General features: G+C 39.0%; 22 protein-coding genes. 19 read left to right on the top strand and 3 right to left on the bottom strand.

From position 1 onward, the window contains the following. The first annotated feature begins 149 nt into the window (after window positions 1–149). From IIC38_07085 to IIC38_07000, 18 genes are all read left to right on the top strand, one after another. Window positions 150–860, top strand: a complete 711-nt coding sequence (locus IIC38_07085; protein MCH8125708.1) for a sugar transferase — start codon at window positions 150–152, stop codon at window positions 858–860. Between the two features lie 38 nt (window positions 861–898). Beyond that, complete coding sequence (locus IIC38_07080) at window positions 899–1,966, top strand: Gfo/Idh/MocA family oxidoreductase (GenBank protein ID MCH8125707.1); 1,068 nt, start codon at window positions 899–901, stop codon at window positions 1,964–1,966. A gap of 174 nt (window positions 1,967–2,140) precedes the next feature. Then, complete coding sequence (locus IIC38_07075) at window positions 2,141–3,310, top strand: ATP-grasp domain-containing protein (protein MCH8125706.1); 1,170 nt, start codon at window positions 2,141–2,143, stop codon at window positions 3,308–3,310. A 2-nt stretch (window positions 3,311–3,312) separates the two neighbouring features. Then, window positions 3,313–4,158 (top strand): phosphatidylserine decarboxylase family protein, encoded by an 846-nt coding sequence (locus IIC38_07070; GenBank protein ID MCH8125705.1) that lies wholly within the window; start codon window positions 3,313–3,315, stop codon window positions 4,156–4,158. Next, the gene (locus IIC38_07065) at window positions 4,155–4,844 is read left to right on the top strand and encodes a class I SAM-dependent methyltransferase (protein MCH8125704.1); all 690 of its coding nucleotides are present in this window, start codon (window positions 4,155–4,157) and stop codon (window positions 4,842–4,844) included. The genes IIC38_07070 and IIC38_07065 overlap by 4 nt, the downstream gene beginning before the upstream one ends. 307 nt (window positions 4,845–5,151) lie before the next feature. Next, on the top strand, window positions 5,152–6,090 hold the full coding sequence (locus tag IIC38_07060; protein MCH8125703.1) for a hypothetical protein: 939 nt from the start codon (window positions 5,152–5,154) through the stop codon (window positions 6,088–6,090). A 12-nt stretch (window positions 6,091–6,102) separates the two neighbouring features. Beyond that, window positions 6,103–7,410, top strand: a complete 1,308-nt coding sequence (locus tag IIC38_07055; protein MCH8125702.1) for a nucleotide sugar dehydrogenase — start codon at window positions 6,103–6,105, stop codon at window positions 7,408–7,410. Then, entirely contained in the window at window positions 7,382–8,671 is a 1,290-nt protein-coding gene (locus IIC38_07050) for a glycosyltransferase family 4 protein (protein ID MCH8125701.1), read from the top strand. The genes IIC38_07055 and IIC38_07050 overlap by 29 nt, the downstream gene beginning before the upstream one ends. A 12-nt stretch (window positions 8,672–8,683) precedes the next feature. Then, a complete protein-coding gene (locus IIC38_07045; protein ID MCH8125700.1) occupies window positions 8,684–9,928 on the top strand; it encodes a hypothetical protein in 1,245 nt (414 codons plus the stop codon). A 109-nt stretch (window positions 9,929–10,037) separates the two neighbouring features. Then, the gene (locus IIC38_07040; GenBank protein ID MCH8125699.1) at window positions 10,038–11,420 is read left to right on the top strand and encodes an O-antigen ligase family protein; all 1,383 of its coding nucleotides are present in this window, start codon (window positions 10,038–10,040) and stop codon (window positions 11,418–11,420) included. Continuing rightward, window positions 11,404–12,513, top strand: a complete 1,110-nt coding sequence (locus IIC38_07035) for a glycosyltransferase family 4 protein (GenBank protein MCH8125698.1) — start codon at window positions 11,404–11,406, stop codon at window positions 12,511–12,513. The genes IIC38_07040 and IIC38_07035 overlap by 17 nt, the downstream gene beginning before the upstream one ends. An 18-nt stretch (window positions 12,514–12,531) precedes the next feature. After that, the gene (locus IIC38_07030; GenBank protein MCH8125697.1) at window positions 12,532–13,644 is read left to right on the top strand and encodes a glycosyltransferase; all 1,113 of its coding nucleotides are present in this window, start codon (window positions 12,532–12,534) and stop codon (window positions 13,642–13,644) included. Between the two features lie 50 nt (window positions 13,645–13,694). Then, window positions 13,695–15,275 carry a flippase gene (locus IIC38_07025; protein ID MCH8125696.1) on the top strand — a complete coding sequence of 527 codons (1,581 nt, stop codon included), beginning with the start codon at window positions 13,695–13,697 and terminating at the stop codon, window positions 15,273–15,275. Continuing rightward, window positions 15,272–16,756 (top strand): hypothetical protein, encoded by a 1,485-nt coding sequence (locus IIC38_07020; GenBank protein MCH8125695.1) that lies wholly within the window; start codon window positions 15,272–15,274, stop codon window positions 16,754–16,756. Before IIC38_07025 ends, IIC38_07020 begins: the two co-directional genes overlap by 4 nt. Window positions 16,757–16,847: 91 nt before the next feature. Further along, entirely contained in the window at window positions 16,848–17,585 is a 738-nt protein-coding gene (locus IIC38_07015; protein ID MCH8125694.1) for a hypothetical protein, read from the top strand. A gap of 17 nt (window positions 17,586–17,602) precedes the next feature. After that, a complete protein-coding gene (locus IIC38_07010; GenBank protein ID MCH8125693.1) occupies window positions 17,603–18,409 on the top strand; it encodes a class I SAM-dependent methyltransferase in 807 nt (268 codons plus the stop codon). Between the two features lie 34 nt (window positions 18,410–18,443). Further along, on the top strand, window positions 18,444–19,229 hold the full coding sequence (locus IIC38_07005) for a hypothetical protein (protein ID MCH8125692.1): 786 nt from the start codon (window positions 18,444–18,446) through the stop codon (window positions 19,227–19,229). Beyond that, window positions 19,226–20,314: a glycosyltransferase family 4 protein gene (locus IIC38_07000; GenBank protein ID MCH8125691.1), complete on the top strand. Its 1,089-nt coding sequence runs from the start codon at window positions 19,226–19,228 to the stop codon at window positions 20,312–20,314. The genes IIC38_07005 and IIC38_07000 overlap by 4 nt, the downstream gene beginning before the upstream one ends. Window positions 20,315–20,421: 107 nt before the next feature. Here the strand turns inward: IIC38_07000 and IIC38_06995 are convergent, their stop codons facing one another. Next, a complete protein-coding gene (locus tag IIC38_06995) occupies window positions 20,422–21,810 on the bottom strand; it encodes a pectate lyase (GenBank protein MCH8125690.1) in 1,389 nt (462 codons plus the stop codon). Between the two features lie 791 nt (window positions 21,811–22,601). Between IIC38_06995 and IIC38_06990 the strand changes: the two genes are divergently transcribed. After that, window positions 22,602–23,702 carry an ATP-dependent 6-phosphofructokinase gene (locus IIC38_06990; protein ID MCH8125689.1) on the top strand — a complete coding sequence of 367 codons (1,101 nt, stop codon included), beginning with the start codon at window positions 22,602–22,604 and terminating at the stop codon, window positions 23,700–23,702. Window positions 23,703–23,709: 7 nt separating this feature from the next. Here the strand turns inward: IIC38_06990 and radC are convergent, their stop codons facing one another. Next, the gene (radC, locus tag IIC38_06985) at window positions 23,710–24,447 is read right to left on the bottom strand and encodes a DNA repair protein RadC (GenBank protein MCH8125688.1); all 738 of its coding nucleotides are present in this window, start codon (window positions 24,445–24,447) and stop codon (window positions 23,710–23,712) included. A 341-nt stretch (window positions 24,448–24,788) separates the two neighbouring features. Continuing rightward, window positions 24,789–26,219, bottom strand: coding sequence for a pyruvate kinase (gene pyk / locus IIC38_06980; GenBank protein MCH8125687.1), 1,431 nt, complete (start codon window positions 26,217–26,219; stop codon window positions 24,789–24,791). Window positions 26,220–26,572: the final 353 nt, after the last annotated feature.

Genomic DNA, 26,572 nt, shown 5'->3' with positions numbered 1-26,572 from the left:
GAACCAGAAACAGGAGTTGATATTACCCAATGATCTAACAAAACTCCAGGGGATCAACTTTATTTGAAATGGGGTGCCGTTTATTACCGAAGTACTTCAGTCCCTTTGATGGCAAATTAACCGTCACATTAATTCATTATTAACTATCAATGTCTAAATTACAACTCAATCCAAAAGTTTTTGAGTTTAAAAGAGTGAATGTTATTACCAGAAATTGGAAATTATTTGCTTTTAGAATTAAGCGAATAATTGATATTTTTTGTGCTATTATTTGTATCATAGTCTTATTTCCTCTTATGGTTTTAATTGCCCTCGGAATCAAAGTTACATCTTCCGGGCCAATGCTATTCACCCAACATCGTTTAGGATATAGAGGAAAAGTATTTACTTTTCTAAAGTTTAGAACTATGGTCCATAATTGTGATGATTTGGTTCATAGAGAGTTTGTAAAAAAGCTAATTAAGGGAGAAACCCAAAGCAGGAATTTTAATAATAGACTGAAACCCTTATACAAATTTGATAATGATTTAAGAGTCACACGGTTTGGTAGATTTCTTAGGGCATGGAGCCTTGATGAATTACCTCAATTATTTCATGTTATTAAAGGCGATATGGGGCTAGTAGGACCAAGACCACCCCTTCCCTATGAAGTTGAGTATTATAATAAATGGCAAATGCAAAGGTTAGAGGTGAAACCAGGTATAACGGGATTATGGCAGGTTAAAGGGCGGAGTAGAACCACATTTGATGAGATGGTAAAATTAGATATTCAGTATGTTAACAATTGGTCCCTATGGCTGGATTTTAAAATTTTGTTGCGAACATTTAAGGCAGTTATTAGTCGAGAGGGCGCTCTTTAAAATAGGAATTAAAAAATCCTGAACCAATTGGGAGGCACATTATGAATATCGCAGTTATTGGTTGCGGATATTGGGGGCCAAATCTAATCCGCAATATTTATTCAATTCCAGGTTGCAAGGTTGATATCTGTTGTGATTTGGAAATAAAAAATCTCACTAGGATGCAACAACTCTTTCCCGGGATTAAAACAACTGTCGATTATAAAGATATTCTATATTCTGAAGCAATCGATTCAATCATCATTGCAACACCGGTGCATACTCACTATAAGTTAGCTAAAGAATTTTTATTAGCTAGTAAACATGTCTTAGTAGAAAAACCTCTGGCGCTATCAAGTGATCATTGTTTAGATTTAATTAGGATTGCTAATGAGATGGATAGAACATTGATGGTAGGGCACACATTTGAATATACCGCAGCTGTAAATAAGATAAAAAGCATATTACAGAATGAAGATCTCGGAGAAATATTATATATAAGTTGTTTAAGACTGAACTTGGGTCTTTTTCAACAGGATATTAACGTTGTCTGGGATTTAGCCCCTCACGACATTTCGATTATTTTGTACCTTTTGGGGAAAACGCCACTTAGAGTTAACGGACAAGGGAAAGCCCATTTTTTTAAGGGAATTGATGATGTAGCAACAGCGACTCTTAATTTTGACAATGGCGAAATCGCTTTTCTTCATCATAGTTGGCTAGATCCTTACAAAGTTAGAAAGATGACGCTAGTGGGGACAAAAAAAATGCTGGTTTATGACGATACACATCCCAATGAAAAAATCAAGATATTCGACAAAGGGATTGACAGTCCTCCACAATATGACACTTATGGCGAGTTTCAATTCGCATATCGTTATGGTGATATTTTTAGCCCTCGAATTGAGGATAAAGAACCTTTAAGAGCCGAATGTGAACACTTTATTGAATGCATTCAGGAAAGAAAAACTCCTATTAGCGATGGATATTCAGGGCTTCGTGTTGTTACTATTATTGAAGCAATTTGCGAGTCAATTCAAAAAAATGGTGTTTCAATTGAAATCCGAAATCGCCATCCAGATATGATCTTTGAGAAAAAGAGGTTTCAAAATAAGAGCTCAGGATAATTAGACAAGCCTAAATATATTAATGACTTAAGAGTTCGAATCTCTTTACAATATAGGGAATGAAATGACTTTCACAACAGGTTATTCGGTTTTTCATATATTATATTACCCAAAGCCATAGTGATCTGTAAAGTAGCTACAATATCATCTAATTTTGTATCAGAGAAATAAAAAATGCGAGAAAAAATTGGCGCTGTGATCACTGGGGGAGATTTTCAGGGACTTGGGATTCTTAGATCATTAGCGAAAAAAGGCATCCCAACTGTTCTGTTGGACAGCGACTATTGTATCGGCAGATTTTCAAGGTTTGGAAAGAGATTCTTTAGATCTCCCAAAACGTCAGACACAGATTCTTATGTTAGTTTTCTCATTAATTTGGCAATAAAGGAAGGAATTAATGGGTGGGTGATTTTTCCAAACAGCGACGAAGCAGTGTTCATTCTGTCCAAATTCAAGGACATTTTGGAAGAGTATTATAGAATTCCCACACCCGGATGGGAAATTATTCAAAATGTTTATGAAAAGAAAAAGACTTATCAAATAGCTAAGAAACATGATATCCCTATACCTGAAACCTACTATCCCCAGAATCACGATGAACTGCTCGAATTGGACCTCCACTTCCCTGTGGTGATTAAGCCCTCCATTAGGGATCACTTTTACAGCAAGGTCAAAACCAAAGCCTTTCGCATAAATGATAGAGAAGAACTTATAAAAACATACCAACAGGTTAGTTCTATCATTGATGCTTCAGAGGTTTTGGTGCAAGAGTTCATCCCGGGGGGGCCCAATGGTCTGTATTCATTTTGCCCATTTTTCAAAGAAGGTGAAGTTGTCGCGAGTGTTATGGCCAGAAGAGCACGTCAGCACCCCATGGATTTCGGACATGCCTCTACATTTGCCGAGCTAGTCGACATACCGGAAATACAAACAATTGCAGAAAAATTTTTGAGTCTCATCGATTACTATGGGATTGCAGAAGTCGAATTTATGCAGGACCCCCAAAATGGAACATACAAGTTGATCGAAGTAAATCCAAGGTTTTGGGGCTGGCATACCCTTGCCATCGCTGCTGGAGTCGATCTCCCCTACTTGCTTTATCAGAATATGATTGGAGAAGAATTAGATATTCACCCCACTTCCAACCACATGAAGTGGGTACGGTTAACCACCGATATTCCGACGGTTTTTCTCGAGATCCTCAAAGGAAGAATGAAAATAGGTGATTACCTGAGATCAATGAAAGGGAAAAAGGAATTTGCAGTATTTTCGTTTGATGACCCTCTTCCCTTTTTTGCCGAACTTGCGATGCTTCCATACCTATGGATGAAGAGGGAATTTTAGAAATGACTTGGATGATTTTCGCTTCCAGTTCAGTATTTAGCTTTCTCATTCTTGTGACCTTGGGGAAAAAATGGGAGCTTGATAAGAAGTTCATCTTACCTGCCGCCTTGGTCATTGGAATATTTAGCGGTGCCATTGTTAATGGGATATCGAAATTCTATAGTCTCAGTTTTTTCCAATTACCAGTCATGGAAATTATCTTGATAACCACAACTGCAATTCTACTTCTTCTCTGGAGATTTTATAGAGATCCGGATAGAATACCTCCTAAAATTGACAACGCGATTTTATCTCCTGCCGATGGAGAGATTCTTTATATCAAAAAAATAGAAGAGGGAGAAATCCCTTTTTCAGATAAAAACGGAAAAAAATTCTCCTTGAGAGATTTTGTTCAAGCGGACGTCCTTCCAAACGGTGGGTATCTTATCGGTATTGCGATGAACTATTTGGACGTTCATGTGAATCGTGCTCCCATAGGGGGCAAGATTGTCCTTCTGAAACGCATTAAAGGTTTGTTCATTTCATTAAAGAAAAAAGAAGCTGCTTTTCAAAATGAGAGAGTATTTACGGTAATTGATAACGGAGACTTCAAAGTAGGGATCATTCAGATTGCCTCTCGATTGGTTCGAAAGATCGTCCCATATATTAAGGAAGGGGAGCAGATTCAGAGAGGGAAAAGGATTGGTGTGATTCGATTTGGGTCTCAGGTTGATTTAATTATACCAAATTTGCTATCGATTCGAATTGAAGTCTTATCCAATACAAAAGTCGTGGCAGGCTTATCTGTTATCGCAACTTTTGATAGGACCCTGGGGGAAGATAATAAATTAACGAGGACCAAATCGTGACGGAAAATAAGTGGGAATCGTTTGCCAAAGCTAATCCGTATTGGTACTTGTTGGCGCCCTTTAATGGCACCATCGATGAATTTTGGGAGACCGGAATAAGGCAGGCAAAAGAGATATTTTTTGAAGTAAAAGATTTCTTGCATAACCATAATACTGTTATTGAGATCGGATGCGGAGCCGGAAGGTGTCTAATTCCAATGGGTTCTTATTTTAATGAATGTATAGGAGTAGATATCTCCAAAAAAATGTTGGAGTTATTAGAGAAAAATGCTGAAAAAAATGGAGTTAGAAACGGAGTGAAATGTTTCCTACCCACCGCCCCTTGGTATGAACACAAAGCCGATTTCATATTTTCCGTAAAAACACTCCCGTGTATTGAGGATTTTGACGTTATCGAAGATTATATTTGCAAAATTCATGAAAGTCTTTATGATGACGGATTAGTGTATTTACAATTTGACACGAGACCTAAAACATTGATGTATTTAGTCAAAAATAATCTTCCTGATTTTGCATTACCAAAATATTGGCAAAGGGGGATCAGAAGGATTAGAAGGGACCGAGCGCTCATAAACCAACTATTTGAAAAGTATGGATTTTCTACAATTAAGGAAGAAAATAAGAATACTTGGAAACACATATTTTTGCTTACTAAGAAACCGATCAAGCAGGCTGCAATTATATAGAGCATTCCAGAGTTTATGGTATCACTTTAAAGCACTGCGGCCGGGGTAGTCCTTGTTGCGATGCTTTGTCTTTTTCTCAAAGACACTCCCTGGCTAAATCACAAACCCCATCCTTAAAAGTATAACAAAACTCCAAAGATCTGTTGGCGCCTTTGAATTAGTGCCAATGTCATCGTCATTTGTGATCTCCTAATCTTAGGAACGATAATATGAAATTTAAGTCGATTGGGAAGTCCCAAATCTGTAATCAACCCGAAGTTAATTCACAGCTTAAATAACAAAAAAAAAGAAGACGGACTACGTATTGATCACAACACAAATATTTTATGCCATTAAGCCAATCATTCCAAGACGGTTACAAATCCTATTGCGGAGAAAGAGAATTCTTCGAAAACGAGCATTATACAAAGATATTTGGCCAATAGATGAAAGTGCTAACAAGCCCCCCCAAGGCTGGGCCGGCTGGCCAAACCAAAAGAAATTCGCCCTGGTTTTGACGCATGACGTGGAATCAGCGCAAGGTCATGACAAATGCATGCCTTTGATGAGGCTAGAGGCACAAATGGGATTTAGATCCTCTTTTAATTTTGTCCCTGAACGATATCATGTTTCGTCTGAACTACGTGATCACATAACCAGCAATGGATTTGAAGTAGGTGTACATGGATTGAAACATGATGGTAAACTTTATGATTCTGTAGAAATTTTTCGAGAGCGAGCATCTCGAATTAATCGATATCTAAAAGAGTGGCAAGCGATAGGCTTTCGTTCTCCATCCATGCATCACAATCTCGATTGGATTCATAATCTGAAAATTAAATATGACTCATCTACTTTTGATACGGACCCCTTTGAACCCCAGTCTGATGGTGTGAATACGATTTTTCCATTTTGGGTGGCAAGAAATGGAACAAAAAACGGTTATGTCGAGCTCCCCTACACCTTAGCTCAGGATCACGCATTGTTAATAATTATGAAAGAACAGAACATCGATATTTGGAAGAAAAAATTAGATTGGATTGCTGAGAATGGCGGCATGGCACTTTTGAACACACATCCTGATTATATGAACTTTGCCGGAGAAAAGCTGGGACTGGAAGAATTTCCAGTGCAATACTATACGGATTTGCTCAGATACGTTAAAACCAAATATGAAGGTCAGCATTGGAATGCATTGCCCAAGGAAGTTGCTCAATTCTATTCGAGAATTAAAGAAAAAGACTTCCTAAGAACAACAAGCCATTAAGGAGAATAAATGATGAAAATCAACGTCTTTGGTCTGGGGTATGTAGGTTGCGTATCCGCCGCTTGCCTGGCACGCAATGGCAATTACGTTGCGGGCATCGATGTTGACGAATTAAAAGTAAACATGATCAATAATGGCAGGAGTCCGATTGTAGAGCCAGAGCTGCAAGAAACAATTAAAAAGGCAGTCGCTTCAAACAGGCTCAGTGCAACTGTGAATAGTATTGGTCTTGCTGATATTTCTATAGTTTGCGTAGGCACGCCGAGTAACGAAAATGGCAGTTTGCAGTTGGATAATATTAAAAAAGTAGCGAAGCAAATCGGTGATTACCTGCGCGAAATAGACACCTATCATGTTGTAAATATCCGCAGTACGGTTCTCCCGGGGACAATAGATGAAACTGTGATTCCGATCCTTGAAAAGGAATCCAGGAAAAAGGCGGGCGTAGACTTTGGGGTATGCATGAACCCTGAATTTATGCGGGAGGGCACATCCATTTATGATTATCATAATCCACCGTTTACGCTCATCGGCGAACTGGATAAGAAGAGTGGAAACGTTATTGCAGGAATATTCGAAAATTTGAATGCTCCTATCATAAGGACGAGCATCAAAGTTGCGGAAATGATCAAGTATACTAGTAACACTTTTCACGCATTAAAGGTCTCCTTTGCCAATGAAATTGGCAACATATGCAAGAATCTTGACATAGACAGCCACGAGGTAATGGACATCTTTTGTCAGGATACAAAACTTAATCTTTCGTCGTATTACCTAAAGCCGGGATACGCTTTTGGAGGCTCTTGTTTGCCCAAAGATTTAAGAGCACTACTTTATAAAGCAAAAGAACTTGATCTAGACCTTCCGGTAATGAGATCGATTTTGAGGAGCAACGATAATCAGATAGAATTAGCCTATAAATTGGTTAAGAAAACCGGAATGAAAAAAGTAGGGGTGTTGGGACTTAGTTTTAAACCAGGGACTGACGATCTGCGGGAAAGCCCTATGGTTGAACTAATTGAGAGACTGCTTGGCAAGGGATATGAAATTAGCATTCATGACAAAGAAGTATCCTTAGCGAGAATTGTTGGATCCAACAAGAAATATATAGAGCAAGCAATTCCTCATATCTCCTCATTAATGAAAAAATCGGTGCAAGAGGTTATTAATAATTCAAAAGTTATCGTTGTGGGTAATAAGAGCAAAGAATATGAAGAGACTGTTGCCGGAATAAACAGCAACACAAAGATAATAGATCTAATTAGAATTTTTACAACTTTAGAAGAATTAAATGGCTGCTATGAAGGAATATGTTGGTAAAATCTTAATGCTTGTGGAAGATTACTACCCGGCAGATGTAAGAGTAAGAAATGAAGCGGTTACTCTAACAAAAGCGGGTTATAAGATTACCATAATTTCGCTGCGTAAGAAAGGGCAGCCAGCAAAGGAGAAAATAAATGAGGTTGGCGTCTACAGAATCCCCAAATTAGAATTATTCCAGAAAAGCAGTAAAAAACGAGATTCCAGTATCCTAAAACTATATCAAACTGCAAAATCAGTTGTGGGTTACCTAATCGAATATTTTTACTTTACAACTGCTTGCCTCATATTGAGTCTTTATATTGCTATAAAAGAATCGTTCGATGTTGTTCACATTCATAATCCTCCCGATACCCTTTTTCTGGTAGGGGCTTTTTTTAAGCTTTTTAGAAAGAAGTTCGTCTTTGATCATCACGATTTGTCTCCGGAATTGTATTTGTCAAGATTTGGAGTAGATGACGGTTTTATCCATCGTGGTCTTCTTAGAGTTGAAAAACTGTGCTTACGGTCCGCAAACATGGTGATCGCGACGAATGAATCTTACAAAAATATTGCGATGCAAAGAGGTGACAAAAAGCCGGAGGATGTATTTATAGTGAGGAACGGTCCTGATTTGGATAGGATAAAATTGCATCCGCCGGATGGAGAGCTAAAAAAGTTGAACAAGAAAATCCTTGGTTATGTAGGAGAGATTAACCCGCAAGACGGAGTTGACTATCTGCTTAGGGCAATAAGATGTTTGGTTTACGAGATTGGCAGGAGTGATTTTTACTGTGTTATCATTGGATCTGGCGATTCGCTTCCGGATGCAAAAGCATTAGCACATGAACTGGAGATTGATGATTATGTCTGGTTTACAGGTTTTATTCCCGATCGCGATATGTTTCGTTATTTATCCACGGCCGACATATGCGTTGACCCTGACCCCTCCAGCCCGCTTAATGATGTATCGACCTGGATAAAGATCATGGAATATATGGCTTTGGGCAAACCAATTGTCAGTTTCGATTTACCGGAAACACGCGTTACGGCACAAAAGGCAGCAATCTATGTAACTCCAAACAGTGAGTTAGAATTTGCAGAAGCCATTGTTAGATTGATGGATAATCCTGAAGAGAGAACAGAATTGGGAGCTTTTGGGCGACGAAGAATTGTGAATGAGCTAGCATGGCAGCATGTTTCAGAGAATCTAATCTCGGCTTATGAGTGGCTCCTTGATCATTCAAATAATAAAAAACAAGGCTCCCCGGTCTTAAATTGAAGGGAAATATTCATGAGTGAATTAAAAATAATTTCTAATGGCATTTATAACTTAGAGCAATGGATTATGAAAAATGCTTGGAAGGCTTATGACCCCTTTGATGGCTTGAATGCTAGAATGTTGGGCACACTTACATTTGACAACCATTATTTAAGAATCATACTGCAACAATCGGTTAGAAGATTTCCTATCAACATGCGGCCTCTTCTCGGAATTAAGATGGAAACCAGTAGTAAAGGTATGGGATTTTGCTCTTTGGGCTATCTAAAGTTATATCAGGCCACAGAAAATGTAGAATACCTTAAAAAAATGAAATTTTGTTTGGATTGGCTAAGCAATAATTATAGTAAAGGCTATTCAGGCTATGCCTGGGGCAATCATTTTAGTTATGAATCAAGAGGGGGAAGAATACCATGCAATGTTCCTTCTATTGTTTGGACATCTCTTATTGCAAATGTCTTTCTGGATGCATACGAACAGCTTGGTGAGCCAGCCTATTTTGAAATTGCGAAAAGCTCTTGTGATTTTATAGTAAATGATATCGGCCGCTACAATGATTCTAACGACACGCTGTGCCTAATGTATACCCCTTCAGACAAAGATAATCCGACATTTGAGGAGAGTATTCACAATGCCAATGCGTTAGGCGCATTGTTATTAGGTAGATTATATCGCTATACTAAAAAGGAAAGTCTTTTTTCTATTGCGAAAAAAGCCATCGATTACACTGTAAAATATCAACTGGCGAGTGGCGGGTGGTATTACGGCGAGCCTCAAAAATACACGTGGGTTGACAGTTTCCATACCGGCTATGTGTTAGAATCAATTTATGGCTACATAAAAGCAACCGGAGACAAAACAAACGAAGAAAATTTAATAAGAGGCTTCAAATATTATAAAGAAACATTTTTCAAGAAAGAAGGAACGCCAAGATACTATGACTACAAAACCTATCCCATCGATATTCAATGTGCATCCCAAGGAATTCAGACCCTAGTGAATCTATGTGAGTACGATCAATCCGCTTTAGAACTTGCGAAAAAAGTTGCGCTTTGGACCATAAAACACATGCAGGATTCCAAAGGATTTTTCTACTTTCGTAAATATCCTTTAATAACTAACAAAACCCCAATGTTTCATTGGGGACAGGCTACTATGCTTGCTGCTTTAGCTGGTCTCTTCAAAGAATGTAAAGGATTAGAATCCGAACCTTTCGCAACAGACAATCTACTTGTAGATTGTGAAGAGACCCAATAAATGATGATTATTTAACTCGAGTGCAAGAATTAGAAAGTAATCCTCAATAGCCCCGGATTAACACCCAAATTTACTCGCCTAAATGAACATATTAACGAGAAATATTACTATGCCAAAGGAGATTCTCTATGTTCTCTTCGGCATAACTATAGGCGTGATGTCAGTAAAGTCTCCGTATTTGGCCTGGTTAATACCGCTTGGTTTACTAACCATATTACTTTTATCAAAAAGCCCTTTACATGCTCTTTTTGTTTTCGTCATTTTCATACCTTTTTCCTCAACCGAATTATTCAATACATATATCATAGATCTGCCCGGTGCCAGGCTGATCAACATCCTCGGCTTTTTGGTTCTGGCCGGAGGCATTTGGCATTACAAAGATTCTGTAAAGTTATCGAATTATGCATTCTTTTTCATCACAGCCATATTCTTCATTTTCACGATAGCGGTCTTTCGTTCTTTGTCACATTTAGACCAGTTGATTGAACTTGCGGATGATATACGTTCCACCAGTGGCTACCTATTGTCCCATTTTGTGAAACCGCTGCTTTTTTTTATACCGCTCATTGTCATTATTAAATTTTGTAAGGAAACAAAACATTTGGAGTTCGTAACGAATGTGTTGACTCTCTCTTTGATTACTCTTTCTCTCTACTTGCTATTCTTATTTTTATTCAAAGCACCGGACAAGAACGAATTGGCCAGAGATTATATGACCTCTATTCTCAAGCTCCATGGGAATGATATTGCGAATTTCTTTATTATTGCGTTTCCGGTTCTTCTTGCCAAATACTTTACCAAAAAGAACCTGATAAGCATGCTAAGTATCGTATTGGCGATCGCAGCGATAGGCATCCTTTACTCGAGAACGGCCTATCTCACATTGCTTCTGTCGTTCATATTGTACCTTTTCCTTTCAAAAAGGGCCAAATTTCTTCCGATTCTTTTGGTCGGTGTGATTGTTCTTTCTTTTACTGTTTTCACCAGCGTAAAGGAAAGAGCAACTCACGGTTTTGAATCGAAAGAATATGATGATATTTTTGCAGGAAGAATCGAGGGAATTTGGAAGCCATTATTCGATGAATACAGTCAAAGTGCTAAGAAATTTCTAATCGGGAATGGAAGATATGCCATCAAAGTTTCCGATTCTGCGAACAATGGATCCTTGATTAGCGCTGCCGGTCATCCGCATAACATGTATATCGAGCAAATCTTAGATGCCGGGATACTCGGGCTAATCGTATTTGTATTATTTTATTTTGTGTTGCTCACGAGGGCTTTCAGGAATTTAAGCAAACCAATCTTGCCTAGGCTGCGGGAATATCAGTACGCTGTCATCGTATCCTTAATCTCGTTTTTAATATCAGGATTAACCGGCAGATCGTTTTTTCCAGATGCTGAAAACAGCTTTATTTGGATTGTCGTGGGTATTGCCATTGTCATAAACAGATTAATTGAAGATTCGGGAAAGTTGGTTGAGGAAGCAACTTAAAATCTGCTTTGTTTCACAAAATATTTATCCATTGCTTAACAAAAGCAGCAATATGGACTTCATAGGCGGCGCCGAGCTTCAACAGGCATTTATCGGTCATGAATTAGCAAAGAGAGGTCATCGGATTTGTTATATCACTTTGAATCACGGGCAAGGTGACATTGAAGAGATCGAAAGTTTTAAAGTGATTTCTACTTTTAAGCCAAACGAAGGATTGCCAATTCTGCGGTTTTTTTATCCGCGGCTTTATAAAATTTGGAAAGCGCTATGCAAATCGGATGCGGATATCTATTACGTTCGCTGTGCCTGTTTCATCTTAGCGCCGGTTGTTTTTTATGCGTACTTAAATAACAAAAAAGTCGTTTATTGCGGAGCATATGATACAGATTTCGAGCCGGAAAAAATTGCATTGCCCTATAAACGTGATAAACTAATGTACTTTTGGGGGCTCAAAAGGTGTGACGCGATTATAGTTCAGAACAAAGTTCAACAAAAAACACTGCAAAAATACTTCAACCTGCAAGGCCAGATCGTACACAACGGTTTCTCAAAAGTGAAAAAAACCTCACCAGCAAACAAACACATCTTGTGGGTGGCAACAATTTTACCACGGAAAAATCCAAATCTGTTCATTAATCTTGCGAAGAGGTTTCCAAAAGAAAAGTTCGTTATGGTTGGGGGTAATTTTGACCAGGAACAACAATTTAAACAAGATATCACGAAGCAAGCTGAAAAAGTCCCGAACCTTGAATTCAAAGGATACTTGCCATTTGAAAAGGTCATAAAAGAGTTCATCAAGGCTAAACTTTTCATCAGCACTTCCAACTATGAAGGGTTCCCCAACACCTTTCTGCAAGCCTGGTCCAATGGAATCCCGGTGATTTCATTTGTCGACCCGGACGATTTAATAAAAGAAAATGGCTTAGGCATGAGGGTGCAACATATGGATGAGATGACGGAAAAAGTAAATGAATTTCTCGAAAACAATCTACGCTTTTCTCCGAAAGTCATTAAAAATTTCTTTAAGAAGAATTTAACCATCGAAAGGACAGTTGACAAGCACGAAGAAATATTTCATCGATTGGTCGTGTAATCGGGCAACTCAAAGCTGATGAAGGTACTACACATCATAGATAGCCTAAAATTGGGCGGCAAAGAAAGACGTTTTGTCGAACTTTTTCGGGGATTTGAAAAGCACAATGGCCATATCACTAGAAATGTCGTGATTCTGTCAGACGATATTTATTTTACGGACATTTACAAGTTCAATTCTAAGATTCACTTCCTGCGGAGAACCACTAAACACGATCCGACAATTTTTAGAAAATTATACCGGCTATGTAAAATCTTGCAACCAGAAATCATTCATAGTTGGGAATCGATGTGCTCTTTTTATGCTGCCCCGATTGCAAAAATACTCGGTATCCCGTTTATAAATGGCATGATTACGATCGCGCCCGAGCAGATTAAACCGTTAAGCCAAACCTGGCTTCGCGCAAAGTTCACTTTCCCACTCTCAAAAATAATTCTTTCAAATTCAGAAGAAGGCCTCAAATCTTTTAATGTCCCGAAGTTGAAAGGCTATTTTATCCCCAATGGGTTTGACTTTTTAAGGCTAAACACTCTTGAAAACAAAGAGGTCATCAGAAATAAATTTAATATTAAAACTACACATGTAGTTGGTATGGTGGCGGTTTTTTCAAATAGAAAGGATTATGCAAGCTATTTGAAAGCCGCAATGAAGATACTGAGAAAGAGAGCCGATGTGACATTTCTTGCAGTTGGAGGCGGAAGCAATCTCGATAAATATAAAGCAATAGTAAAATCGGAACATAAAGATAAAATCAAATTTCTGGGCAATCAAAAAAAAGTGGAGTCCATCATTAATGTATTCGATATAGGTGTTCTGCTAACCAACCCAGGTGTTTATGGAGAAGGCATCTCAAACTCTATTTTGGAATATATGGCGCTGGCAAAACCTGTCATCGCAACAAACGGAGGCGGTACAAATGAAATTGTTATCGACGGCACAACTGGATTTTTGGTCCGACCTTATGAAATCGAGATGTTGAGTGAGAGAGTTGAATACCTTCTCAATAATAGAGATGTCGCCTCTTCAATGGGGCAGGCCGGCAAAGGACGAGTTATCAATGACTTTAGTTTAGACCGCATGACCAACAATTACCTCGAATTATATAAGAAATGTGTAAACAGCACCCAATAAGACGCGGTCAATTGAAATTAACCTACACAAAACTAGGATCTTTACACTGAATGCTGCAAGATGCATCAATTGAATCTAAAGTAGTTCCCCAAAGCAGCCGGCCCACCTCTGATAAAAATATTGTCATAGCTGCCAAAGGTGGAGCGATTCTATTTTTGGGAGAGTTGTTTACTTATATCACCGGGTTTCTATTAAGTGTAATTATAGCCCGCTTTCTTGGGGCAGAGCAGTTTGGATTGTACCGTCTGTCTTTAACGGTAACTTCTATTGCCGCTGCCGCCTGTCTTATGGGATTAGATGGAGGACTGGCGCGTTTCATCCCAATTGCAGTCAAGCAACGTAGCGAGAATCGGATATGGGGCCTTATTCAAGTAGGGGTAGGCATCCCTTTCCTCATAAGTTTGATATTAACTTCCATTCTCATCTTGATGGCTGAACCAATATCTATTGAAGTCTTCAAAAAACCCTCACTCATCCCTGTATTTCGCATGCTTTGTTTCATAATCCCTCTAACTGTCTTGGCAGATGGGTTGTCCTCGGTAACGCGGGGGTTTAAAAAGGTACAATATGACGTCTATTCACGGAGTATAGCGTTTCAAGTTACAAAGCTATTATTAACAATTTCACTACTTTCAGTAGGCATGGATGTATTGGGGGTGGCAATTTCTCATAATGTTGCTATTACAATCGCTACGCTTATGATGCTTTTTTTTGTTAACCGAATCTTCTCTCTAAAGAGGCCAGTGAAAAATGCTCAGCGAAATATTCGCGAAATATTCCATTTTTCGCTTCCGCTCTATTTCGGACGCTTGTTATACCAATTTAGTAGACAATTAGAAATGTTAGTATTGGGTATACTTGCAGTGTTCTCTGATGTTGGTATTTATGCGGCAATTTTGAGGCTGAGCAATATTGGAATCATGGGTCTGAACGCACTGCAAAAAATATCAGAACCATTGATTTCAGAATTGCATAGTCAAGGCAAGGAGGATGAACTAAGGCGGCTGTATCAAACCACTACAAAGTGGTCGTTAACGTTCAATTTGCCCATTTTTCTTACTGTATTGTTTTTTGCAGATAACTTGCTGTCCATCTTTGGAGAAAATTTTACCGGTGGCGCAACAGGATTTATAATACTCTCTTCAGGCCTTTTATTTAGAGCAAGTACAGGATTTTGTGGGACAGTCGTTAATATGACAGGTCATACAAGATTAGGGCTTTTTAACTCCATCGTTTACGTTGCAGCTGCTATCATATTGGATTTTGTTTTGATTTCTCGCTGGCAGCTTATTGGGGCAGCTATGGCAGGCACTCTAACTATGATAATTGTCAATACACTAGCCACAACTGAGGTGTTTTTTTTAAATGGAGGGCTACTGCCTTTTAACAGGAGTTTCTTAAAACCGATCACAGCGGCCTTTTTGTCAGCAGGATTAATCTTTATACTGACCCAGAGTTTCTCAGTCGATTCGCCCTTGCTGCAATTGGCTATCTTTACACCAATTCTCTGGTTTGTTTATGGAGCAATTGTCTACCTACTCAAGCTCTCCAAAGAAGATCGATTAATTCTAAGCGAACTTTTCAGTAGAATCAAAAAATCTGAGAACAGTGAACCAACTCCTAAATTATGATAAGCTGCTTAACATCGGTAAAAAACCTGTTCAGAGAATTAGATGAGCAAGAAATCCACTACTGCATTTGGAAAGGTAATACCCATTTGCAACAGGCTGCCCAAGGCCATTCCGATTTGGACTTACTTGTTGACCATAGAAAGTATGAACGGTTTAAAGGAATTTTGGAGAAACATGACTGCAAACTTATGCTCTCCCCTCCTGCCAAAAAAATACCGGACGTAGAAGATTATCTTGGCTGCGATGAAAAGACCGGAAAATGCTTTCACTTACATGTCTACTACAAGATCATCTTGGGCGACAATCCCTTTAACACTTACCGACTACCTTTGGAGCAGAATTTCCTGGATTCCTCGAAAAGTGAGAATGGATTCAAGGTGGCCTCACCTGAATTGGCTGTGCTGGCAAGGGTTGTGATAACGCTCTTGAGATATCGAAATCGGGATGTTATAAAAGATATTCTAGCTATCCTAACACCCGGAATTCCTCCTAAAACGGTACAAACGTTTCATGACCTTACAAAGCAAACTACTATTGAGCGAATTTCAAGCACTCTAAAATCGGACGTGAAATTTATTTCTCCAGAAATCGTGATTAGATTCCTTGAGGTTGTTACCAAAACACCTCATTCCGGCTACAAGATTTACCAAATTCGAAGAGCACTACGAAAACAATTGGCAGCCTACCGAACATACAACCGCTGGCAGTCCGCTTTGCGTTCTGTAAATATCGGAAACTCATCGCCTGAGAAAAAGAAACTGGCATCAAGGGGACTGGTTGTGGCTTTAATCGGAGCGGATGGCGCCGGCAAGTCCTCCATGCTTACTAATTTGAGCAAATGGTTATCCTGGAAATTAAAAGTGCAACTCTGTTACATGGGCTTGGGCAAACGGTTGTCATTCGGGAGCCGAATGACCCAATCTTGTGCAAGGTTTTTTTCGAGACTGAATAATGTGAGTGTAGCCGTCGTTGGAAACAAAAAATGGTTATCAAACAAATTAAAAACAATTTACAACTTTACTTATGATCTTCACTATGTATCTGTCGCGTGGACTCGATATTTTCGTTATCTGGCCAGCAGGAAAGAAGCGGAACGGGGATCTATCGTCTTGTGCGACCGATATCCTTTGTCCGGGATCCATCAAGTGATGATGAACTCAACACGTGCACCAATGGATGGGCCGCAAATCAAATGGAAATATCAAGACGGGAAGATGAATTGGATGACATCCCATCTATCTAAATTAGAGCTGAAGCTTTATAACAAGATCTACCCGCCGGATTGTGTTTTGTTACTGCAAGTTGCACCAAACGTTGCTTTAAAGAGAAAGCCAGATCATACACCCCAGGAAATCGAACCCAAAATTCAGGCTATTGAAAATATGAGCAGGAATGGCCTGAAAATTATCGATATTGATGCGAACCAGCCATTTGATCAGGCGTTGTTATATGCCAAAGAGGAATTGTGGAAAATAATGTGAGAATCTTCTCGACTCGGCGATTCACCTCTACAGGGTTTGTTATATGATTATTGAGTTTGTCGGTCCTCCCGGGGCAGGTAAAAGTGAGTTAGTGTCAATTACCAACATGATTCTGTCGGACCTCGATCTATACGCTGTGTCTCCTTACAGAGCACGGATTCTCTGTTTAAAAAGAGTGCCGCTTGGGAGGTTAATAGAAATCATCACTCCACAAAAATGGCAAGAAAGAGTTCTCAGTGCGGTTTCCCGTCGTCTGCTGATGTTACATCGGTTATATTTTGCACTTCTCAATCAAGCCTTGGTTCGACATGCAGTCTGTCTATTATTCACCAGCAAACTCTCCTTCAAAGAAAAGCGTACAATTCTTGGGTATTTTTTGATGGACTGTAGCTTCTATCAATTTTTTAAAGACCGCTTAAGGCCGGATGAAGCACTTATCTTATCCGAGGGATTGGTTCATCGCATCACTAGTTTATATACATCGGCACAGGAAGAACCCCAACCCCATGAAATTCTTAAGTATATAAAACTCCTGCCTCAAGCAGATCTGTTAATTTGTGTAAACACGGCAATAGACATCTGCGTTAACAGGGTGATTTCCAGAGGAAAATACAGACGCTATCTCGACGAAGAGCTTATACCATACATGAGGAATTGCGCCAAGACTATAGAGATTGTCCTACAGGGTATTAAGGAACAAGGTTGGTCTTGTGCTGTGGTAAATAACAATGGCAAGCTGGATGAAAGTGCCGTCGTTTTACACGATATTTTGACAAAGAGATTCTCTCGAGAAGTTGAAAAGAAGCGCTCGTTGGATTTTACTGTTTAGTCGTGGAACTCTTAGTTATGTTGAATCAAAGTCAAGCAGTAAAAAACAGATTTGATCATGAAAGCCAGGAGTGGTTTGACAATTATAACAATGAGCCTAAAAGCATTTTTCAGTTTGATTTACAACTTAGGAAAGAATTGGTTCTTGAAACAGTCCTTGATTTAGCCCAAGAGAATGAATTCTCAAGAGTGGTTGAAATAGGTTGCGGAAGTTGCAACGTGATCGGAGAAATTCCTTTAAAGGGCTCTCAAAAAGTGGGGGTTGATCTTTCAAATAAAATGCTTGAAACAGGAAAAAAAAATTACAGTGGAATCGCCTTGATTAATGGAGATACAAATTTTCTTCCATTCAAAGATGATCAGTTTGATATGGTATTGTGTTTAGGCGTCATTCAATATATCAACTCATACGCAGACGCGATAACTGAAATAAGCAGGATCTTAAAACCTGATGGTTATTTGATCCTCTCTGTCCCCAGTAAACATTCTGTATTTAATATTTACCGAAAGTTGTGGCACCATAGTCCCATGTACATGTTTATGAAGTCGTTGGTTTACGGAGTACTGAAAGTGGATAAAGTCATCCACAGGCTATACAAAATGCACTACTTTGACATAAGCGAGGTGGATACCATTTTATCAAAAAAAGATTTGAAAAAAATCTCCGGTTTAATACACACGCACGGAATTATGAAGACCTATAGAATGGCCATGCTTAATCGAATGAATATTAAGATGTCCAAAATGCTAGAAAGATTTGATAACCCCTCTTTTCAGAAACTAACCGGCTGGACTTACTTAACCGTATCCCGGAAAATTTTGTAGATTTTATTTACGTTACTTTTAGAGGTAAAGAATTATGAACAGAAAATTAACGAAACTGGGGGTTCCGCTTATAATTTCAATTCTTATGCTATTAACTTATCTGACATTGTTTTTAGGCGATAAAAAGATCCATTCCTTAACCGATGAAGATGGTATCTTCGAAACTCTGGGAGCTTTATTTTTTGTAATGACCTCCATATTCTTTGGTCTGACAATTCTCTATAACTATAGAAGAAAAAAGACTCTAAAGCTAATGCTGCGACAGAATATCTTTTATTTATTACTCGGTTTTGTTTTTTTCATCGGTTGCATGGAAGAAATAAGTTGGGGACAAAGGATTTTAAACCTGGAAACACCGGATAATCTGGCCGAATACAATGTACAAAATGAAATAAATATTCATAATCTAAAGTGGTTCCATGGCAGTACTGAATCAGGTGAAAGCAAAGACTTTTGGCAAAAACTAATCAACATTGATCGATTATTTTCACTATTCTGGCTAAGTTTTTGCCTCATCATCCCACTCTTAGCAAAGTACAATTCCTCTATCAAAAATTTTCTTATCAAATTAAATTTTCCCATCGTCCCTATTTTTCTGGGAAGTCTTTTTTTGGGTAATTATTTAGTGAGCAAATTTATTGAATATTCTGTTGAAGGAGCGGGGCATTCTGTCACAGAAATCAAAGAGACCAATATTGCCTTTCTTTTTATGTTTGTTGCTCTATTTGGAGTTTATAAAATGAGACAGTCAAAAAGGGCAGAAATCAAAACGGAATCGCATAAAAGTGCTTATGCAAAAGAGGATACTTTTTCTTTATGAATGTATTAATCACACATCCGGATTTTAAAGACCCTGGCGGCGTTGCAGCGCATTATGCGAAGTTGAAAGACAAGTTTCAAATTCCTGTACAGCACTTTATTATTGGAAAAAGGGCCGAAGAGCAAGATGGAGTTATTCCGCTGCTATTCCGAGCAATTTCAGACTACTACCGCTTTGTAAAGACTTTAAGAACAAATGATCATGATGTTATTCACACCAACCCTTCACTTGATTTCAAAGCATTTATGCGAGACGGTATTTTTGCTTTATTAGGAAAGCTTCTGGGGAAAAAAGTGGTTGTTTTTTTTCATGGCTGGCAAAAGCCCTTTGAATCGACCATTCAGCGGTATGGGCTTTGGTTATTCAAATTTCTGTATGGTAAAGCAAATGTCTTTATTGTATTGGCTGTGGAGTTTAAGGAAGTACTCGAGTCATGGAGAGTTTCTCAAAAAATTTATTGTGAGGGCATGGTAGTTGATGATGAAGCGCTAAGAGATTTTGATATAAATAAGGCTATTGCAAACAGGGGAAAGTCCAAAAAATGGCGTATTCTTTTTCTGGCACGATTGGTTAGAGAGAAGGGGCTATATGAAACGATAGAGGCTTTTTCACTCTTACAACACAAATACCCTATGTTTGAGCTTATCATTGCTGGTGATGGGAATGAATTGAATAAAGCCAGATCTTTCGTAGCCAAACATTCAATTCCAAATGTCACATTTACCGGCTACGTAGTTGGAGAAGAAAAGACTAACTTATTCAAAAGCGCGCACATTTATTGCTTCCCTACTTATTATGGTGAAGGTTTACCAAACACAATATGTGAATCGATGGCCTTCGGATTACCCGTTATAACAAGACCGGTTGGAGGAATAGCAGATTTTTTCGAGAATGGAAAACATGGTTTCGCTGTAACCAGCAAGGAACCAAAGGTGCTTGCCAATTTAATTGAACAGATATTTGTGGACAAAAAATTATATAAAAGGATCTCCATATGTAATTATGAATACGCCCTATCAAATTTTCTGGCCTCCAGTGCTGCTCTAAGGTTAGAGAAAATATATGAGGCAGCACTTATGAATTAAATCCGTTATGAAAAGCATTGAGAATCAAACAAGAGTTCTTTTAATTATTCAAGTTAACTCTAACATTGGTAGATAGAGGAAGTCACCAATTATCCATTTATCCCGGATCATTGAATTAAACCGTTGAGATATTCTTCGATGTTTGTGTAGCCGTCACCATCCCGATCCAAGCCTCCGTCTCTCGCATCGTTAGGATCAAGACCACGGGATTTTTCCCACGCATCCGGCATGCCATCATGATCAGTATCTACCGGCGGCGTACCGTGGGCCAATTCAGGCCAGCCTCCAACTTCATCCTGGGAATCGATGACCCTTCCAATACCATCGCGTACCGATTTTACAATACGCACATCTACCGCATCCCTAGTAGGTGAAATTGCGCCAGCGTTTGCCAAAATCAAATCAAAAATTTGCTCCACAGGATATGTTGTAATCCCGGAAGGAGAAACCGCCGGGGTTAAAGAACGATACTGTTCATCCCCATCGGTAATCAGCCAATCATCTCCCGTATTTGTCGGTCGACCGGGACCGATATTCCCGCTGACATAAACCGATAATCCTTTATCATTCTGAATGAACACACCCTTTCTCTTCGGCCCATCTTCTGTAGGCGTATCAGCACCGGGCTTATAAAGATTACCAATTAAGTTTACATGTGCCGAGCCTTCCAGATCCGTGGCTTTGTTCTGCCAATTGTAAACGATGTTATTAATTACCTCCGTAGTAGCTCCGTTTTGTACTAATGGTTGGCGCCCGCGGTGGTGTGCAAAGAGATTGTGATGTACAGAGATATTTGTGGCGGCATTCCTGCCGAGGAGCATTCCCATGCTGTGTTTACCGTCCGTATGTATACTGTTGTTTAGTCCCTCGCTTATAATACTCCACTGGAAAGTAATATTATTGCATTCTCTCCAGGTAGAAACATTTTCATCTACAGCCCAACTTATTGAACAATGATCAATTATAATATTGTAAGGTGGATCTTCCGGATTTGCTATCGTGATACCATCTCTTTCTGATGGGACTGGTCCGTTTGAATCGTCACCTACACGAATGCGAAGACCTCGAATAATCACGTCGTGTGTTCTTATTAGAATACCTGCACCCCGTATCAGAATCCCATCGCCCGGTGCAGATTGACCAGCAATAGTAATGTATGGATCTTCGATTGTAATATTACTATCAAGTAGGATCGTCCCACCCATGCGAAAAACTATGATGCGTGGCCCTGTAATTTTGCAGGCGGCGCGAAAACTCCCAGTTCCATCTTCATTAAGGTTTATAACTTCAATGACACGTCCTCCCCTACCCCCTGATGTTGTAGAGCCAAAACCTTCAGCACCTGAAAATGCTGGCAGTTCATCAAAAATCGAAGATATATCCGAAATTGCTGAATTAGTGCCTAGGTTTTTGCAGTTGATCGTATTAAAAAGAGAAATAAGCAAGAAAGCGGTATAGAAAATCTGTAATGCGAATTTATGGTTTAGTAAAATCATATTATTTCAAAACAAATAATCCCGAAGAAGCAATTTCGCCTTAAATATAAAGGTACTAACATTTTTATTTTTCGGTTAAAATTTATGATTATCTAATGGTAGTTTCACATATATTTACTATTTTAATAACTACAGGAACAAACATAATTAACCTGCATTATTCATAAATTCTGCCGCCAAGACTCTAAGATTATATAACTTAGAAGAACTACGATTAAAAACTAAGTTTCTTTCGATTCATTTTATAAAACTTATTTTCTTCTTTTTTTTCAATACTTTGTGCCTTCGAGCCTTTGTGGCTATGAATTGTTCAGGTTAATTTAATTAATCAATAACTAGATTTTTATTTACTGAATCGTATTACGACTAAATTGATAGGAAAATCAGTAACCATCCGGAAAGTTTAGACATTTTTGGCAAATTAGAAAACCCCTTAAAATAATAATTTAAGGGGTTTTTTTGTGGCGCCTCTTGGGATACACGGTTTTTTATCCCCCCAATGGGGTCGCCCGGCAACTTTGGATTGGACTTTACGCCAAAGGGCGTACTTCAGACTATGCTCACAACATTACTCTTTTCCTCTCCTGATCCGCGTGGGTACCGTAACTGCATTTTGAAAGCTTTAAGCAATAAATTGCAAGTACAATAGATACGTGGAGGAAATGTCAAACTTTAATTATTTTAGGATAAAGTTTGATAACTGCAAATAATCTGAATATTATTTCAAACGAAACAAATAAATATTAAAGATCGATTTATTATTGCATCACCTTGAGAAAAAGGAGGTTATTATCAACAAGAAAATCAAAAAAATTGGTATTTTAACCGGTGGTGGAGATTGCCCGGGACTGAACTCCGTCATCCGGGCGGTGGCCAAAACTGCAATGAATGATTATGGCTGTTCTGTCGTAGGAATCGAAGACGGCTTTGAGGGACTTGTTCAAAATAGAATGCGAAATCTTGAATACGCAGACGTTAGTGGTATTCTTACAATGGGAGGGACCATATTAGGCACCTCAAACCGCGCCGATCCATTTGAATTTGCAGAAGAAAACAGTTCGGGTAAAATTATGAAAACCGATCGTTCGGATGATGCAGTCTCAAATTTTCACAATGCTGGCCTGGATGCTCTTGTGTGTATTGGCGGTGACGGTACTATGAGTATTGCTGATAGATTGATGAAAAAGGGCATCGGAATTGTTGGCGTTCCCAAAACCATTGATAATGATATTTACGGTACAGATGTCACTTTTGGATTTGATACTGCCGTTCAGATTGTGTCGGAAGCCATCGATCGGCTGCATACAACGGCTCAATCACACCATCGTGTAATGGTCATAGAAACAATGGGCAGGTATGCAGGATGGCTAGCCTTGTGTGGAGGAGTAGCCGGTGGTGGTGACATCATTTTAATTCCTGAAATTCCCTATAATTTGGAGTCTGTTATTCAATTTGTAAGAAAACGTAATAGCCGTGGTAATCGGTTCAGCATAGTTGTTATTGCCGAAGGGGTAAAATTACCCTCCGGTGATTATGAAATCAAGCATCGAGATGAATTAAGTCACGACCCAATCCGGTTGGGCGGTATTGGTGTATGGATGGCCAGACAGATCGAATCTTCAACCGGAATATCCTCGAGGGCAACAATTCTTGGTCATTTGCAGCGCGGAGGAACTCCAACTGCTTTTGATCGCGTATTGGCAACCCGGTTTGGGTGTGAAGCCATGAACCAGGTTGCTAAAGTCAATTTTGGAGTTCTTGTCGGACTTATTGGAACACAGATAAAAACCACACCTATTAAAGAAATAGCCAACAAACAGCGCCTTGTTCAACAAGATTCGGAATTGGTCCGGACCGCCATATCTGTCGGAACATCTTTTGGAGCTGACTGATTAAATGCTATAACTTCCCAACAAATTGCCTGTATTCATTCTTGTTAGCTTCTATGACTCCTTCATCCGCGAAACTGTAGTAGCCATTTTCCCCTACAATGATATGATCGACAACTGATACTTGCGAAGCCTCACCGGCAACGATTAATTCCCGGGTCACTCGTCGATCTTCATGACTTGGATCTATTGAACCCGACGGATGGTTATGCACATAAACCACAGCCGCCGCGCCCACACGGAAAGCCTCACTCATGATCTCTCTTGGATAAACGGCGCTAGAGGTTAACGAACCCCTGCTTATAGTGGTTTCCTTTACAATCTGGTTCCTGGCATTCAGGTAAAGAGCTCTAAACTCCTCTCGCTTCAAATCACGCATGGATGGCATAATGTAATCGTATACTTGCTGAGAAGAATATACTTTTCCAAAGGTTTTTTTTGCTTCGGTTAGCACTCTCTTACCCAATTCAATACTTGCTTTGATTTGTGCAACCTTTGCCAGACTTAAACCATGCAATGTGCACAAATCTTCCGTTTCCCATTGTTCCAATGCCCTAAGTCCTCCAATCTGCTGTAAAATTCCCCTAGCAAGATCAATTGCGCTTTTTCCTTTGACACCTACACGCAATAGAATTGCCAGCAATTCAACATTGCTTAACTGCCTGGCACCATTCTTTAACAGCTTTTCACGCGGCCGGTCTTCTTCCGGCCAATTTACGATGGCATTTTCATATATTTTTCGGGTCATATTCACCCCCCATTCTAATTATAATTAGTTTAAGTTAATCTGTAAAAAGTTTGCATCATCTTGGTATTGCTGAAAATTCTAAATTATTGTTTCTAAATAACAAACAAATTCCAATAATCAAATCCAAATTAATTAACCTGCACTATTCATGAATTTTTGCCACAAAGACTCTAAGTCACTAAGAATATTAAAGTTATAAAGAAGATTACTATGAATCAATTTTCGGTCAATATAAAAATCAATCTTTCTTAACCTTTATTTTTTAAAGCTTTGTGTCTTTGAGTTTTGGTGGCTATGAATTATCCAGGTTAACAAACGAATAAAGGATTTCCTTTTCCAATTTAGTTTGAACTATGATCTTCAATTTTATGAAGCGTTAACATATTTGTAGTCCCTTGTTCACCGATAGGCGCTCCGGCTACAATCAAAATAATATCTCCCGGCTGAACATATTTATTTTCACAAAGCTTACTATCCACTTTTTGAATCATTTCATCAATGGTATGAATAATTGGCAAATGAATCGGGATCACTCCCCATGAAAGCAGCATTTGTCTCTGCACTGCTTCATGAGGTGTAAAAGCAAAAATGATTGTCTCCGGCCGTCTTTTGGCAATATTTCTTGCAGTGAATCCCGTTTGTGTAAAGGCGACTATAGCCTTTGCTTTCAATTTATAAGCTGCGTAAAAAGCAGCTTCGCTAATTGCTTCTGCGAATGAATCACCATATTTCTGCCGAAATTGTGCAAACCCGGTTTGTTTAATTACATGTTTTTCCGACCAGCGAATAATTCGATCCATCATCCTGACTGATTCAATGGGATAGTTGCCTAAGGATGTCTCACCGGAGAGCATGAGCGCATCGCTATTATCAAAAACAGCATTCGCTACATCCGATGCTTCCGCACGTGTGGGTCTGGGATTATTACGCATGGACTCGAGCATTTGTGTCGCCGTTATTACCGGTTTGTTGGATTCCCGGCATCGATGAATGATGTCCTTTTGAATAATCGGAACACGCTCCGGACCCATTTCAACACCCAAATCTCCGCGGGCGATCATTACACCATCCGCTGCATTTATGATTTCAAGAATATGATCTACCGCTTCCGGTTTTTCGATTTTTGCAATAATAGGTGTGCTCTTTCCCAACTTATTAATTTCCCGCCGAAGTTCATGAATATCTTCTTCAGATCTCACAAAGGAAAGTGCGATGAAATCAACTCCCAATTTCAGTCCAAATTTCAAATCGGTTCGATCTTTTTCACTTAAACTGGAAACCTTCACATCAACACCCGGTAAATTAACTCCTTTATTGGAACTCAATAGTCCACCGACAACTACTTCACATTTAATATCTTGTCCCGCAATTTTCTTAACCAATAAATCCAAAAGACCATCATCCAATAATATATGCTCTCCCTTCTTTATGTCCTCATGGAGAGCTGCATACGTGATCGGGATTGTTTGGTCATTGCCGGAAACATCGCGAGTGGTTACGGTAACTTTTTGCCCTTTTTTTAATAAAATCCCCTGGCTTCCAAATTTCCCGACTCGGATCTTTGGCCCCTGGAGGTCTTGTAAAATGGCCACAGGTTTGCCAATCTTAGCAGAAATTTCCCGGAGCCGCTTTAAAACTTCCGCATGTTTTTTATGAGTACCATGGGAAAAATTCAATCGGGCAATATCCATACCGGCTTTGAGGAGATTCTCAAGAATTTTGGGTGACGAACTGGAGGGGCCCAGGGTGCAAACGATTTTTGTTCTACGCATAGGAAATATCTTATTTGATTAACCTTAAATTAATTTCTAATCAAATTAAAAGCAAAGAAAAGAAAAGCAAATTTTTTATATTAAATCGTCAAATAGAATTAAATGTTTCAAATTGTTCATCGTATCCTTCCAGTGTTCGCAGACCTGTTGATCGTTTAAAATAATATTGGCCGAAGCTGTTTAGGAAGTAGCACACATTAGAGCAAAAACATAACAATACAACTTCACCTCCCCGTGCTTCTGAGTCTCTATGGCTGTTTTTGTCAGTGTAAGTCTGTGGCAGTCACCTGTACCGTATGAGAAAATAATGAAAATGTATTTATATATTTATTTTAATGATATTAATAACTATA

This window comes from candidate division KSB1 bacterium, from assembly GCA_022566355.1.
In the GTDB taxonomy this organism is placed as follows: domain Bacteria; phylum Zhuqueibacterota; class JdFR-76; order JdFR-76; family DREG01; genus JADFJB01.
This window is presented reverse-complemented; position numbering and strand designations above follow the sequence as displayed.